Genomic DNA, 14,108 nt, shown 5'->3' with positions numbered 1-14,108 from the left:
CGGTGGTTAGCGCGGGAGGGGATGTCCGTTTTCCAAACAACCTGAACCTTGGCCCCGGCTTCTTGACGGAGGATCGGTGGTCGCAGATCGTGCACGACATGTCACTCGATCCTCCCCTGCCCCGTCGGAACCCGCTGACCGACCAGGTGGTGAAATTTCTCCGCCACGGGATCACTTCCGGGCGGTGGAAGAAGGAGATGCCGAGCGAGGCGGAGCTGTGCCGCGAGGCGCAGGTGGGCCGGGACACGATGCGGAAGGCGCTGGCGGTGCTGATCCAGGACAGGTGGATCGAGGCCGGGGGACGCGGACGGTTCCACCAGGTGCGGCGGCGGGTTCGCCATGAGGGAGGAGACACGGCGCGCACGGTGCGGCTGCTCACGCCGATCGGATTGGCACGGTGGGGTTCGAACCTGCAGACGCTGACGGGGCATATGACGGAACGGCTGGCAGCAGCCGGCTACCGGCTGGAGATCGAACATCGGCCGGGGGTGTTTGAACGCTTCAGCGCCGCCAAGCTGAAGCACCTCGACGCGCTGCCGGACACGGCGGCGTGGCTGTTGTTTTACTCGAGTCCGGAGGTGCAGCAGTGGTTCGCCTCCCGGCCGCGGCCGACGGTGGTGGCGGGGCGGACGGTGCCGGGGGTGAAGCTATCCCAGGTGAGCATGGACGGGGTGGCGGTGGGACGCCACGCGGCCGGACTGCTGGTGTCACGCGGGCATCGTGAGGTGGTCTATTTGATCGCGCGGATCACGAGCCTGAATGACCGGCTCGCGGCGCAGGCGTTCCGGGAGGAGACGCTGCGGCTCGGGGGGCAGGCCCGGATCGTGGAATACGAGCCGGGCTCCGCGACGATGAAGCGGACGATGCTGGACCTGATCGCGGGGCGGCCGCGGATCACGGGTTTCGTCACCGGCGATCCGGAGGCGTCCATCACGGTGCTGTGCCATCTGCTGGGCGCGGGGGTGAAGGTGCCGGAGGAGGCCAACGTGATCGCGATGTGGGACGACGAGGTACTGGACTCGACGTATCCGACGATCGCGCGCTACGGGACCAACGCGTCGGTGCAAGGACACAAGATGGCGGACGCGATCCTGAAGCAGATCCGGCACGGCATGGGGTGGGTGCAATCGACGATGATCACGCCGAGGTATCTGGGAGGCGGGAGTGTGTCCGCGGAGGTGAAGCGTGGGAGGTAGGAGGCGGGAAGAGGGATTTGAAATTTGAGATTTGAGATTTCAAAGGGAGAGGACATCCATAGGACCCATAGGACCCATAGGACCCATAGGACCCATAGGACCCATAGGACCCATAGGACCCATAGGACCCATAGGACCCATAGGACCCATAGGACGAATGGGGGCGGAGAGGAGCGTGAGGACTCTCTCTGCATCGGGCACCCTTTCAGGGTGCGTGCCTCTCACGCACGTCACCCGGGGTCGTGGACCCCGGGCTGGGATGGGCCATCCCGTTGGGATGGGAAGAATGAAGAACGGGACAGGAATGTTTGCCCGCGGTTGGATGAGGGGAAGAGGCGGGCCATCTCCGCTTCGCTTCGATTCTACTCCTTGAGGGTTTTGGTTTCGCCGGGTTTGAGGGTGAGGTCGGTGAGCTTGCCGTTGGCGCGGACCTTGGCGGCGGTGCCGCCGGTGCTGCGGATGGTGGCGGTTTCGAGCTTGCCGGCTTTCCACTTCAGGGCGACCTCGAAGCCGCCGCGGGCGCGGAGGCCGGTGACGGAGCCTTCCTGCCAGGTGGAGGGAAGCGCGGGGAGGAGGTCGATGACGTAGCGGTCCTGGGACGGGGCCTTGGAGTCGGTGTAGCGTTCCTGGGTCTGGAGCAGCATCTCATTGATGCCGGAGACGGCACCGAAGTTGCCATCGATCTGGAACGGCGGGTGGGCATCGAAGAGGTTCGGGTAGGTGCCCCCGCCGCCGCTCATGACGGTGCGGAGCTCGGTGGTGTAGGTGAGCTGGTCGGAGAGCAGCTTGTGGGCGTGGTCGCCCTCGCGGAGGCGGGCCCAGAAGTTGATCTTCCATGCCTTGCTCCAGCCGGTGCCATCGTCGCCGCGGAGCTCGAGCGTCTTGCGGGCGGCGGCGGCGAGCGCGGGGGTCGAGAGGACGCCAATCTCGTGGCCGGGGTGGAGGGCGAAGAGGTGGGAGACGTGGCGGTGGTGGGGGTCCTGGGAATTGAGGTCCCAGTCCCCTCCCCACTCCATGAGCTGGCCGCCCTTTCCGATCTGCGGCGGGCGGATGCGGTCGCGGGCGGCCTCGACCTTCTTGCGGAAGGCCTCGTCATTCCCCATCACGGCGGCGGCCTGGGCGGTATTCGAGAGGAGGTCCCAGACGATGGATTTCTCCATGGTGGCGCCTTCGCAGACGGAGGACTTGATGCCGGTGTCGGTGATGAAGTTGTTCTCCGGGGAGGAGGAGGGCGAGGTGATGAGCTTGCCATCGGTGCCTTCCACGAGATTCGCCATCCAGAACTCGGCGGCTCCTTTCAGCACCGGGTAGGCGCCTTTCAGGTAGGCGGCATCGCGGGTGTAGGCGTAGTGGTCCCAGAGGTGTTGGCACATCCAGGCGCTGCCGCCCCACCACACGCCCCAGGAGAGGCGCGCGCCGGGGGAGGTCCAGCTCCAGCCATTGGTGGTGTAGCCGACGACCCAACCGGGGGTGGTGGGACCGAAGTAGGCCTGGGCGGTTTTCGTGCCGGGCTTCACCAGGTTCGCGGTCATGCGGAGCATGGGCAGGTGCATCTCGCCGAGGTTGGAGGCCTCGGCGGCCCAGTAGTTCATCTGGTAGTTGATGTTGCTCTTGTAATCGCAACGCCACGGCAGCTTCAGGCCATCGCCCCAGATGCCCTGGGAGTTCGAGGGGAGCGGGTTGTCCGGGCGGCTGGAGGAGATGAGGAGGTAGCGGCCGTATTGGTAGAAGAGGGCGGCGAAGCCGGGATCGGACTTGCCCTCGCCGTAGGCTTTGAGGCGCTCGTCGGTGGGAACGGTGGCATTGCCGCTGCCGGTGTCCAATTTCACACGGTCGTAGTACTTGTGGTACTCGGCGAGGTGGGCGGACTTGAGCGTGTCGTAGGATTTCGCGGAGGCGGCCTTGAGGCGGGCGGCGGCGACGCCGAGGTCGCCGCCCTTGTAGCCCTTGTCATAATCGAGGACGAAGGTGGTGGCGGCGGTGAGGAGGACGGTGGCGTCATCGGCTCCGGAAACGGTGAGGGCCTCGCCCTCGGCGGCGACCTTGCCGCCCTTCGCGAGGACGCGGACGCGGACCTCGTAGCCGAGGGTGTTTCCGGTATCGCCGGTCATGACGAGGGTGTCCGGGGCCTCGAAGCGGGTCTTGGCGCGTTCGACGCGGGAGAGGTTCAGCTTGAAGGTGAGGGCGCCTTTTTTATCGGCCTGGAGGCGCTGGACGAGGACGCCATCGGCGGCGCTGGAGAAGATTTCGCGGGTGAAGCGGGTGTCTCCGGACTGGAACGAGACGGCGGCGACGGCATCGGCGACATCGAGCTGGCGGCGGTAGCCGCTGACGGCCTTCGGGTCGGCGGGGAGGGTGAAGTCGAAGTTGAGGTCGCCGAGGGTCTGGTAGGAATTCTCGTAGGGGGCGGGGCCGCTGAGCTTGGCGTTGCAGAGTTTTTCGGCGAGGTCGTACTTGCCGTCGCGGATGGTCTTGCGGACCTCGGCGAGGTCTTTCCAGGCGTCCTTGCGGTCGGCGTCCGGCTGGGGGTCGCCGGACCAGACGGTGACGTCATTGAGCTGGAGGCGCTCCTTGCCGGGCTGGCCGTGGATCATCGCGCCGAGGCGGCCGTTTCCGACGGGCAGGGCCTCGATCCAGCGGGCGGCGGGGGCGTTGTACCAGAGGACTTCATTGGGGCCGCCGGCGGCGAGGCAGGAGGCGACGCTGGCTAGCAGCAGAAGGGCAGCGCGGCGGGAGGTGGAGGAGGGATGCATGCGGATGAGGTTTTACGGGAGCGGAGGCAGAACCTATCTATTTTTGACCTTATTTCCAGTGGAATGCGTGACGAATAATGGAGACGATCCGCTGGAATGATGGCGATATTTGGTGAGGACTGGAAGAATAGGTCCTATAAGGCCTATAGGACGTATAGGGCCTATGAACGAAGAAGCCCCGCGCCGGTGGGAACCGGGGCGGGGCGGGTGAAGGTGGGGCCATCTCGCCGTGTTTGGACCGGGCGGTGGAGGGCGTTCGCGGGATGAGGTCATCCTCACAGAGGATGGGATGGGACGAGCCCGGGGGAGCGGACGAGAGCGCTCGACTCGGTCGCCCCGGCGGTGCGACCCTACCTTTGCAGCGCGCCTCTGGAGGTAGGGTCATCTCGCCGTGATGACCGGGCGGTGGAGGGCGTTCGCGGGATGAACGCCGTCCCCTTGGACGAAGGGATGGGACGCGCCCGGGGGAGCGGACGGGAGCGCTCGACCCGGTCGCCCCGGCGGTGCGACCCTACCTTTGCAGCGCGCCTCTGGAGGTAGGGGCATCTCGCCGAGATGACCGGGCGGTGGAGCATCGTTCGCGGGATGAGCGCCGTCCCCCACAGAGGATGGGATGGGACGAGCCCGGGGGAGCGGACGGGGCCTTTCGACGAGAAGGAAGAACGGGACAAGAATGTCCCTACTCCCAGCCATGGCGGTGCGACCCTACCTTTGCAGCCCTACCTTCAGGGTTCGACGTCGGTGCGGAAGGGGGTGGCGGGGAGGCCTGCCTGGTTGAAGAGGTTCACGTCCGGGACGTTCGCCCAGCCGTAGCGGACAGCCACCGGTGCTGCCACGCCCTCGGCGCGGACGACGACCTTGTCGCCTTTGATCTCGGCGGTGGCGGGGACGAAATTTCCGTCCGCCCCGGCGAGGGTGAAGCCCTTGAGCGGGCCATCCTTGGCCTCGAGGCCCTTGCCGACGTGGTCGAAGGCGAGCCAGGCGTCCTTGCCCTGGACCTTCAGCTCGCGGAAGACGGGGCCGGAGTATTCGAGCTTTTCGCCGTAGGCGAGGGCGCGGGCGGCGAGGGCGAGGCGGGCACCGACGGGGCCCTTGTTCGCGGGGTGGATGTCCGCGGCATCGCCGACATCGGCGGTGACGACCATGGCGGTGCCGGGGGTGGATTTCCATGACAGGAGCTGGGCCTCGCGGAGCTCCGGAGTCATGTCCTTGTAAGGCGCGATCTGGACGAAGAGGAACGGCAGCTTCGGGTTGTTCCAACGCGCGCGCCAGTCGGCGATGAGCGCGGGGAGCACGCTGCGGTATTGCTTGGCGCGGAGGTTGTTCGCCTCGCCCTGGTACCAGATCACGCCCTTGACGGGGACCTGAAGGACGGGGGCGATCATGGCATTGTAGAGGGCGGTGGGGGTGTTCTGGTTGAACTTCGCGCCGGGGGCGGCGAGGGCGTCCACGGCGGGCTTGAAGTCCGGCATGTCCTTGAGGGTTTCCGGGCTGGTCCAGGCCTCGGCGACGGTGCCGCCCCACGCGGAGAACAGCAGGGCGACGGGCACCTTGATGGAGGGCTGGAGATCGCGGGCGAAGAAGTAGCCGACGGCGGTGAAGTCCGCGGCGGTGACGGGCGAGCAGACGCTCCAGCGGCCGCGCGGTTCCTCGACGGGCTTCGCGGCATTGGCGAGCGGGACGTAGAACTGGCGGATGAGCGGGTGATCGGCCTTCGCGACCTCTTCCTTCCAACCGAGGATCTCCTTCTGGCCGCCGCGCGGTCCGAGCTGGCGCTCCATGTTCGATTGGCCGCTGGCGACCCAGACGTCACCGACGAGGACGTTTTCCGCGGTGACGGTGTTGTCCGGGCCGGTGATGGTCATGGTGCGCGGCTGGGTGCTGGCGTCCATGGGCTTCAGGGTGACCTTCCAATGGCCGCCCTGGGCGGTGGTGGCGAGCTTCTGGCCGGCGAAGTCGACGGTGATGGTCTTGCCATCCGGGGCGGTGCCCCACACCGGGATCGGCGCGCCGCGCTGGAGGACGGCGCCGGTGCGGAAGTAGCTGTTCGGCTTCACCTGCAGCGCGGGGTCCGGGGCCTTGGTGCCGGTGAGGGAGGCGTAAACGGTGGAGGCCATGACGGCCGCGCCCTTGGTGCTGGGGTGGACGCGGTCCGGGAGCAGCTCGGGCGTTTTCTCGAGCGAGGCGTGGATGTCGATGACGCCGAGGTCGAGCTCCTTCGCGAGGTCATCGAGGATGACGATCTCCTCTTTCACGCCGGCTTCATTGATGCCGTAGTTGCCGGGTTCCGGCACCGGGCAGGGGCGGCAGATGAAGATCTTCGGCTTCGAGGGCAGGTCGCGGAAGATCTTCACCATCTCGGCGTAGTCGGAGCGGTACTCGGCCTTGTGCGACCAGTTCTGCGGCTTGGTGTCGTTCGTGCCGAGCATGATGACGACGGCGTCCGGGTTGTAGGCCTGGGCGTTCTTGAAAGCGCCCTCTTTCCAGTAGGGGAAGTCGCCGTTCTTCAGGAGGGTGCGGCCGCTGACGCCGAAGTTTTTGACGGCCCAGCGTTCGCCGAGCAGGTCCTGGAGTTGATCGGGATAGGACTGACCGCGGTCGGCCCCGGAGCCCTGGGTGATGCTGTCGCCGACGCAGGCGATGCGAACGGGGGCCTTGTAGTCGGCGGGATTGAGCGGGCCGGTCACCGCGAAGGCGGCGAGCGGAGTGGCGGACCAGAGCAGGGCCGCGAGGATGGGTTTGCGATGAGGAGCCATGATGAGAGGAAATGAATTCCAACGGCCCAAAACGGAGTTTGCACGGATTTCTTTCGTGGCGTGGTCCACGAAATGCGGCGGGGCTCGTTGACTCGTTGACCTGTGCGCGCCCGGCCCCTGGCTCCTGGCACCTGACCCTTCAAGGGTGGACTGGACATACAAGGGAGTTCGCTAGTCTGCCCAACACGCAAGGCTGGAGCCTCGCGCTACTTGGCGGACTGGAGGTGCGAGGGAGTTCGCGAGCCTGCCCATTCGCAAGTTGGAAACTTGCGCTACTTCGCGATGGTGAGGAAGCGGGTGGCGCCACCGGGGAGGTCGAGGTGGAGGACGGGCTTGCCCTTCACGGGTTCGGCGGGGAGGTCGGTGATGGTGCCGGTGGTGGCGTCCCAGGATTGCACGGAGCCGGTGGCGGTGGGGGTGACGATGAGTTTCGCGGGGCTGTCGCCTTGGTTGAAGAGGAAGACGATCTCGGCATCGGGCAGGATGCGGCGCTGGTAGCGGATGGCATCGAGGCCGGAACCTTCGAACTTCACCTCCGGCACGGGCATGGCGGCGGCGACCACCGGGGTCCAGTGTGCGGTGGGTTCCCAGGCGGCTGTCACGTCATCGGGGAACGGGGTGGCATCGGCGAAGGTTTTTCCGGACAGCAGGCGCGGCTTCCGACCCCAGAACAGGAGGCGGCCGCCGCTGGCGGCGAAGGCACGGATCTTCGTCCAGGCGGTTTCGGAAATGACGTCGATGGACGGGATGACGAGGGTGGTGTAACTCTGGCCGCTTTGGTTTTCGAGACTCCCCTGCCCCACCGTGAGGGCGCGGGCGAAGGCGTCCTCGCTGACGAAATCGAAATCGCACTGGCGGCGCAGCAGGGTGTCCGCGAGGGTATTGAGCGGGGCGTCCACGGAGTCATCGCCGAGCCACATCGTGGAGGTGGGATGATAGACGGCGACGCGCGCGCCGGGGCGGCCGAGCGTGAGCAGCCAGGTGGCACGGGCGGTGTAGGCATTGAGGTCCTTCATGCCCGGGTCCTGCATCCAGCGGGTGGGCCCCTTCCCTCCGGAGCGCCAGAGCATGAACTCGAAGAAATTGATGCCGCGCGCGAGCTGGTGGTCCACGACCCATTTCGCCTGCGGCAGGGTCATCGGCTCCTGGTAGGCGGCGAAGCTCTCGCTGAAGACGCGGGGGCGACCGAAGACGTGGGCGACGGAGGACGCGAGCTTCGGGAAATCGGCGACGGTGCCGGGCCAGATCTGATTGCGGATGGTATCGACGCCGGGGATCTGGACGTGGCTGAGATCGCGGAAGAAATCGCCCTCGCTGCGGACGCAGACGGGCATGCGGTCCTCGCAGTTGATGTGGACCACGTAGGCCAGTCCGTTCGCGGCGCACCAATCGGCCTGTTGCTTGAAGAAGTGCTCGGCGAAGAGGCCGGACCACACATCCCAGTAATCGGCGCGGAAGCGTTTCTCCCGCTCGCCGGTGGGCGGCGCGAGCAGGGTGGCGAGCCACGGGGTGGGGTCGTAGCCCTTCCGCTGCTGGAAGGTGGCGACCATGCCCGGCGTCCACGGCACGATGTTCCAGAAGTCCGGTTCATCGCCGCGGAAACCGAGCACGGTTTTCCCGAACTCGTCGCCGATGGCGTGCTTGTACTGCTCGTGGGTCCAGTCGATGAACTGGCGCACGGCGGCGGGATTGAGGAAATCGCAGAGGGAATTGGTGGCGTCCTTTTCGCCGTTCGCGTTGGTGACGGAGCGGGTCGGCGAGGTCTGGAAGCCGGGGCGCACGGAGACGAGGGTCCAGGCGCGCGCGCCGGGATCGAAGTCGACACGGTGGTCGTGGATCGCGACGGCGCGCGGCGGCTGGCCGCTTTCATTCACGGCCACGGCGCTGATCGCGCGGGGGTCGAGCTTCGCGCCTTTGAGCGGTTTGCCCGCTTTCACCTCGATCGGCTCGCAGCGGACGAGCCCCTGCATGCGGAGGTCCGGGCGCTCGCGGGTGAACTTGCCGCCCGCGAAGCCGCTGGGGTACTTGCCCTCGTCGATGATCCACACGCGCATGCCACGCTTCTTTGCCTCCTTGACCGCGAGGGCGATGGCCTTGAACCAACCCTCCGAGAGGTAGTCGAAGGGCATGCGGTAACCGGCCTCGATGATGACGGCGTGGAAGCCCTTCGCCTGCATGGCATCGAGGTCGATGGGAATGGTCTGCTCGTTGACCTGCGCGCCCCAGGCCCAGATCACGTGGTTCGCGTAATCGGCGGGCGGCTCGGCGAACCCGCGCGCGGCCACGGCGAGCGGGGTATCATGGATGCGGTCCCAGGGCTTTGGCATCTCCGGCGGAGTGCAGAGGGCCGTGGCCGGAAGCGCGGCGAGCGCGAGGAGGCATCGCCGGAGGGTGGTGGTGGGCAGCAGCATGCGGGCACCCGATGTTACCCGCGGGAAGGAGGATGGTTTTCAAGCGGGAGTGCACGGGTTGCGACAGGGGGATGGGGTGGAGCGCGGGGAGCGGACGGGGGTGGTGGCCCGGTCGCCCCGGCGTGCGACGCTACCTGCGCGCCTCTGAAGCGAGGCTCATTTCTCGCTCCACGCGGAGATCTCCAGAATGTCGAATGCCTGGGAGGTGCCTCCGGTGTAAACGAACATCGGGCCGCGCTGCATCTTCCGCTCATACCATCCGGCGAACTCGGACTTTCCCGCGGGCTTGATGAAATCGGAGAACCCGGGATCGGAACCGGAGTCCACCGTGCGGGTGGTGAGGGTGACGGTCTTGCCCTTCAGGCTGTACGTCCGCAGCTCGGTGGAGGTGGACACGACGAGAGTGGTCGCCGTGACCGAGAGCACCTGCCAATCGCGGGAACTATCCTCCGCTCCCAGCACCGCGGCGTAGGTCTCGCTGCTGGCGTCGATCGGGTCGTCCTTGATGACCGTTCCCTTCGCGTTCAACCACACGATGCGATAACGGAAATTGCTGCTGAGATCCGAACTGATTTCCCCGATGATGAACGCGGTGTCTCCCTTCTCATCGGAGCCCGTGGCGTGGAGCGCCCGGTAGGTCGGGCTGGGTCCGCCGTTTCCATGGGGACCCGGATCCCAGGTCCAGATCTTGCGGGGGGCTGCGGCCGCGATGGCGGTGCCGCACAGCAGGAGGACGATGGTTTTCATGAGCGTGTCATCCATCGGGAAAACGGAGCACCGCTTTCGTGTGGTGCGTGTGGCGGATGTTTCCCGGCCATTCCAGTCCGGACCGGTTTCAGCCGCAAGGCGATTCCGCCCTGGGGTGACGGGAGGCGGCGGCGCGGGCTTACCGCTGCAAGGTCCGGAAATCCTTCCAGCGGTGGAAGGTGAGGTGGTTCGCATCGTGGTTCGAATGCGCGCCGCCTTCCTCATCTTCCCAAGCGGTGCGGCAGGCGGCGATGAGGTCGTCTCCATCGTATTGCCAATCGACGTATTGGAACCCGTGCCGAGCCACATCGTCGTGATGCAGGAGAATGGAGCGCACGATCCATTGCCGCAGGTCGGGGCTGTGGAGGAGGGCGAGGGTATTCCGGATCGCGCCGGGATCGCGAGGATTCGCGGCGGCTTCCTTCTCCCCGGTGATGGAGGCGATGGTCCAGTATCCCCCACCCTTCGGATCGGGGCGGATGGTGAATTTCTTCGCACCGCCGGGGAGATTGGAAAAACCGGTGGCGGGATCGAACGACGCCGTTTTCCCATCCGCGGTGACGGTGACCCATGCCGCCTTTTCCGGCAGGCCCGGGGTGGCGACGCGCAGGAGATCGGCCATGGTGCCCTCCGGCGTAACCACGGCATTGCCTTCCAGCCAGGCCTCGAACTTCCCGCCGAGCCAGGCGGTGTCGCGCGGCAGGGCATTCGAAAACGTCCAGCTCTCCGCCTTCAAGAGATCGGCATCGACGGGGGCGGAGGCCATGAGGGCCTTGAAGCTTTCGCCCCACTTTGCCTTGCGATCGGCGGTTTCCACGGCGCGCCACACCCGCCCGCCGTGCTCGACGACCGGCACCGGAGCGGTGTGCCATTGGCCGGGGGCGAGCAGACCGCGGGCACCATCGAGTGGCTCGGTCCAGGTACGGCCGCCATCGGTGGAGCGGCGGATGACGAGCTGGCCGTATTCGCGGTCCGTGCCCATGGCGTAGGCCGCGCCGCGGTGGACGAAGAGGCCCTGCCAGAAGAAGCCCTTCAGCTCGGCGACGCGCTGCCAAGTGGCACCCCGATCCCCGGAGCGGAACACCGCGCCGGATGCCAGCGGCTCGCCCTTGCAGCCCGGGCCGAAGAGATCATGGCTGGCAAGGTAGGATCCGTCCGGCAGCACGCAGATCGAAGGCGAGCCGATGTATTTCCCGGAGGACGCGGGGCTGTGCGCGATGACGGTCCCGGGCGGTGCGGCGAAAACGGAGCCGACAAGCGCGAGGCCGAGAACGAGGGCTTTCCACATGGAAACGATCTTTACTCGTCCAGCCGGGCAAAGATTGCAGGGGACGGGTGTTTTCGGAAGGATGCCGCCGGCCATGAAGTCCATGATCGATTTTCCCGCGCTGTGGCGGAGGGTCACCGCCAGCTCGCATCGCCCGGAATGGGAGCACACCGTCCACGGGCCGGACCACTGGCGGCGGGTGGAGCGGAACGCGGTGCTGCTGGCGACGCGGACCGGAGCGGACGTGGACGTGGTGCGGTTGTTCGCGCTGTTCCACGACAGCCGCCGTGAGAACGACGGGCACGATCCGGAGCATGGCGCGCGCGGGGCGGCACATGCGGCGGAACTACGGGGAACGGCGTACGCGCTGGATGACGCGCGGTTCGAGCTGCTGCGGCTCGCGTGCACCGGCCACACCGACGGCCTGCATCATCCCGATCCGACGATCGGCACGTGCTGGGACGCCGACCGGCTGGACCTCGGGCGCGTGGGGATGATTCCCGATCCGTATTACATGAGCACGGCCTTCGGGAAGGAGATCGCGGCCAGGGGATCGATCTTCGAATTCCTGCCGGAGGGCTGGCGGGAGGATCCGTTCTGGCACGGGCTGCCGGGGTAGTGGAAAACTCCTCGCTCTCTCCGCGGAAAGGAAGTCGCTCGGACCATCCGCCACCGCCAACGGAGCTGGCGGAGACGATTCGAAAGCGGAGCTTTCGACTACATCGCCAACGGCGCGAAAGGATTGCCAGGGGATGAGGCTGGCCCCAATCTAACACCACTCCATGACCCAGCCGTCCCAGCGTCCGTGGCTCTCGAAGCGGGTGGTGATCCCTGCCCTTCTCCTCCTCGTCGCCATGGCGGCGACCGGGTGGTCCGTGAGGCAGCGCGCGATCACCGCCAAACAGGAAGGCTGCCGCAAGGCCTTCGCCGCGATCCAACTGGACAACCAGCGGCAACTCGAACTGCTCGCCGCGAGGGACGCCATACCGGCGAACCAATCCGCAGAGGCTCTCATCGAGGTGCCAAGCCTGCGCGGCCCGGTGCTGATGGCGTGGCTGGCCAAGCGGGAGGCCCTGAGTGCCTGCAGGCAGGCCGATATCGACAGCACGTCGCCGGGCGAGGCCGGGATCCTCGCGGCCTATCAGCGGCAATTGGCCGAGGCGGCGTGGAATGCCATCGCGCAGGAAGGCAACGACCCCGCGAGCCCGGCCAGAACCCGGATGAAGACCCTGCTGGCCCAGTCCTACGAACAAACCGTCCACCCCACCGCGCCATGAACCCGCGATTCCAATCCGTTTTAGCCGTGGCGGTGGCCGTGACGCTCTCCGTGCTGGTGACGAACCATTACCGCCAGCGGGACCTGCAGACCGCGCGGCATACCCAAGAGAGGACGAACGCCATCGCCATCTTTCAGGCCATCCGGAACCGCGAGATCCAGAAGCTCAACCTGCACAACGCGAAGGAGGTCATGGAGCAAGCAACCACTCCAGAGGGAAAGCGACTGGCGGAGCTCCAGGTCCAAACGGCCTACCGGGCCTTCATTCAAGCGCTGAGGGAGGAAAACGATCTCCAGGACTTCCGGGAACCAAGCCAAATGCAGCGACAGATCCGGCAGTTCGACGAGGACTTCCTCAGTCCGCTGGTCATCTCCGTCGAGAAAGCCCGGACCCCGGACCAGAAGGCTTCCGCCCAAGCGGTGCTGGACACGGCGCTCGCCCTCAGTTTCTACGAAGTGGTGTCGCCGTGGGTGAGGTAGGGGCGTGCGCGGGAAGGACAGTCATTCGGAGGGAGTGCGCGGGCGCTCCCACTCACAAGCAGGAATGCTTGTGCTACTGAAGGGCCTCGATCTGCTTCGCGATTTCCTTGGCCTTGGCTTCGGCCTGGTCGAGGGGGAGGCCCTTGGCCATGCCGGGGCGCTGGTGGCCGGTGGCGGTGAGCCAGGCGTCCTTGAGGAGGTTCTCGCTCTGGAGGACGAGCTTCAGGATTTCCGCACCGTGAGGGTGGACAGCGGCCATGTCGGTGGCGCTTTTCACGTCCGCGACGTCCTTCGCGCCGAGGAATTTCAGGATCTCGCGGGCCATCACCCAGTGGCCTTCATCGGCGGGGTGGACGCCATCGGGCGCGAGGAAGAAGGCGGGGTCGTCCTTCCGCTTCGCCTCGAGGTAGGCGGTCATCGGGCCGTGGAGATCGACCACCGGCCAGCCGGTGGGTTTCTGGGAGAGCAGCCAATCGCTGTAACGGGTGAGGACGTCGTTGTAGCCGGGCTTGCCGCCCTTCACCGCATCGTGGACCGGCGGGGTGATGGAGGCGAACTTCGCGCCGGTTTTCAACACCTCGCCGCGGAGCCAGGTGCAGCCGTCCTGGTAGGCCTTGAAGCGGGTTTCATCGAACGGCAGGTAGATACCGTCGTTCATGCCGTAGCAGGCGAAGACGAGGTCGGGCTTCACCTGCGGGAGCACGCGGGCGAGGCGCTCGTGGAGGTCCGGGCGGGGAAACTTGCCGCCGGCGTGACCGGGCTCGGAGAGGCCGGAGACGGTCTCGCTGGGGAGCCCGAGATCGAGGAATTCGTAACGCGCGGCCTTGTCCCGGGTGAGGAAGTAGGTCTCGACGTAGGCCGTGTATTGGCCGGCGTAGGTGATGCTATCGCCGAGGAAGAGGACGCGCTTCACGCCCTCGGGGAGCTTCGCGGTCGGAGCCGCGGTTTGGGCGGAGAGAGGGCTGGCGAGCGCCACCAGAATCATGGTGGCGCGGACGAGACGGCGGAATGGGTTCATGGAAGCAAGGGAGCGTCAAAAGCCGTCCGAAAAGTCATCTCCACCCACCTCCTCGGGCCCTTTTTGACAGAATTAACAGAATTTTTCAGAATTAACAGAAGAGGAGAAGCTCCGATGGCATCACGTGCCGACCTCTTTTCCCATTTTGTGAATTCTGAAAATCCTGTCAATTTTGTCAAATCAAGGCCCACCGCAGCGGTGAGT

The 14,108-nt window shown here is 66.3% G+C and carries 10 protein-coding genes; 4 read left to right on the top strand and 6 right to left on the bottom strand.

Features of this window, described 5'->3' with window-relative positions; all coding sequences use genetic code 11:
• Window positions 1-98 precede the first annotated feature (98 nt).
• The gene (locus llg_RS12940; protein WP_338285088.1) at window positions 99-1,196 is read left to right on the top strand and encodes a substrate-binding domain-containing protein; all 1,098 of its coding nucleotides are present in this window, start codon (window positions 99-101) and stop codon (window positions 1,194-1,196) included.
• 362 nt (window positions 1,197-1,558) lie between these two features.
• Here llg_RS12940 and llg_RS12935 read toward each other — a convergent pair whose 3' ends face one another.
• The 5 genes from llg_RS12935 to llg_RS12915 all read right to left on the bottom strand — a co-directional run bounded on the left by llg_RS12935 (window position 1,559) and on the right by llg_RS12915 (window position 11,151).
• Window positions 1,559-3,949 carry a glycoside hydrolase family 95 protein gene (locus llg_RS12935; protein ID WP_338285087.1) on the bottom strand — a complete coding sequence of 797 codons (2,391 nt, stop codon included), beginning with the start codon at window positions 3,947-3,949 and terminating at the stop codon, window positions 1,559-1,561.
• A gap of 725 nt (window positions 3,950-4,674) precedes the next feature.
• Entirely contained in the window at window positions 4,675-6,705 is a 2,031-nt protein-coding gene (locus llg_RS12930; RefSeq protein WP_338285086.1) for a GDSL-type esterase/lipase family protein, read from the bottom strand.
• Between the two features lie 272 nt (window positions 6,706-6,977).
• Entirely contained in the window at window positions 6,978-9,116 is a 2,139-nt protein-coding gene (locus llg_RS12925; protein ID WP_338285085.1) for a glycosyl hydrolase, read from the bottom strand.
• 156 nt (window positions 9,117-9,272) lie between these two features.
• The gene (locus llg_RS12920) at window positions 9,273-9,863 is read right to left on the bottom strand and encodes a hypothetical protein (RefSeq protein ID WP_338285084.1); all 591 of its coding nucleotides are present in this window, start codon (window positions 9,861-9,863) and stop codon (window positions 9,273-9,275) included.
• 139 nt (window positions 9,864-10,002) lie between these two features.
• A complete protein-coding gene (locus llg_RS12915; protein ID WP_338285083.1) occupies window positions 10,003-11,151 on the bottom strand; it encodes a hypothetical protein in 1,149 nt (382 codons plus the stop codon).
• 73 nt (window positions 11,152-11,224) lie between these two features.
• Between llg_RS12915 and llg_RS12910 the strand changes: the two genes are divergently transcribed.
• The 3 genes from llg_RS12910 to llg_RS12900 all read left to right on the top strand — a co-directional run bounded on the left by llg_RS12910 (window position 11,225) and on the right by llg_RS12900 (window position 12,886).
• On the top strand, window positions 11,225-11,749 hold the full coding sequence (locus llg_RS12910; RefSeq protein WP_338285082.1) for a hypothetical protein: 525 nt from the start codon (window positions 11,225-11,227) through the stop codon (window positions 11,747-11,749).
• Window positions 11,750-11,912: 163 nt separating this feature from the next.
• The gene (locus llg_RS12905) at window positions 11,913-12,407 is read left to right on the top strand and encodes a hypothetical protein (RefSeq protein WP_338285081.1); all 495 of its coding nucleotides are present in this window, start codon (window positions 11,913-11,915) and stop codon (window positions 12,405-12,407) included.
• A complete protein-coding gene (locus llg_RS12900; RefSeq protein ID WP_338285080.1) occupies window positions 12,404-12,886 on the top strand; it encodes a hypothetical protein in 483 nt (160 codons plus the stop codon). Before llg_RS12905 ends, llg_RS12900 begins: the two co-directional genes overlap by 4 nt.
• Before the next feature lie 73 nt (window positions 12,887-12,959).
• On the opposite strand, the gene llg_RS12895 is transcribed toward llg_RS12900, so the two are convergent.
• A complete protein-coding gene (locus tag llg_RS12895) occupies window positions 12,960-13,904 on the bottom strand; it encodes an SGNH/GDSL hydrolase family protein (protein WP_338285079.1) in 945 nt (314 codons plus the stop codon).
• Window positions 13,905-14,108: the final 204 nt, after the last annotated feature.

The organism is Luteolibacter sp. LG18 (assembly GCF_036322585.1).
In the GTDB taxonomy this organism is placed as follows: domain Bacteria; phylum Verrucomicrobiota; class Verrucomicrobiia; order Verrucomicrobiales; family Akkermansiaceae; genus Luteolibacter.
Note: the sequence above shows the minus strand (reverse complement) of the source record. Positions and strands in the feature narration are given on the sequence as shown.

Bases quoted from the DNA above. Each gene is read 5' to 3' on its own strand.
- llg_RS12935 (WP_338285087.1), bottom strand. From the start codon at position 3,949: ATGCATCCCTCCTCCACCTCCCGCCGCGCTGCCCTTCTGCTGCTAGCC.
- llg_RS12900 (WP_338285080.1), top strand. From the start codon at position 12,404: ATGAACCCGCGATTCCAATCCGTTTTAGCCGTGGCGGTGGCCGTGACG.
- llg_RS12915 (WP_338285083.1), bottom strand. From the start codon at position 11,151: ATGTGGAAAGCCCTCGTTCTCGGCCTCGCGCTTGTCGGCTCCGTTTTC.
- llg_RS12930 (WP_338285086.1), bottom strand. From the start codon at position 6,705: ATGGCTCCTCATCGCAAACCCATCCTCGCGGCCCTGCTCTGGTCCGCC.
- llg_RS12895 (WP_338285079.1), bottom strand. From the start codon at position 13,904: ATGAACCCATTCCGCCGTCTCGTCCGCGCCACCATGATTCTGGTGGCG.
- llg_RS12940 (WP_338285088.1), top strand. From the start codon at position 99: ATGTCACTCGATCCTCCCCTGCCCCGTCGGAACCCGCTGACCGACCAG.
- llg_RS12925 (WP_338285085.1), bottom strand. From the start codon at position 9,116: ATGCTGCTGCCCACCACCACCCTCCGGCGATGCCTCCTCGCGCTCGCC.
- llg_RS12905 (WP_338285081.1), top strand. From the start codon at position 11,913: ATGACCCAGCCGTCCCAGCGTCCGTGGCTCTCGAAGCGGGTGGTGATC.
- llg_RS12910 (WP_338285082.1), top strand. From the start codon at position 11,225: ATGAAGTCCATGATCGATTTTCCCGCGCTGTGGCGGAGGGTCACCGCC.
- llg_RS12920 (WP_338285084.1), bottom strand. From the start codon at position 9,863: ATGAAAACCATCGTCCTCCTGCTGTGCGGCACCGCCATCGCGGCCGCA.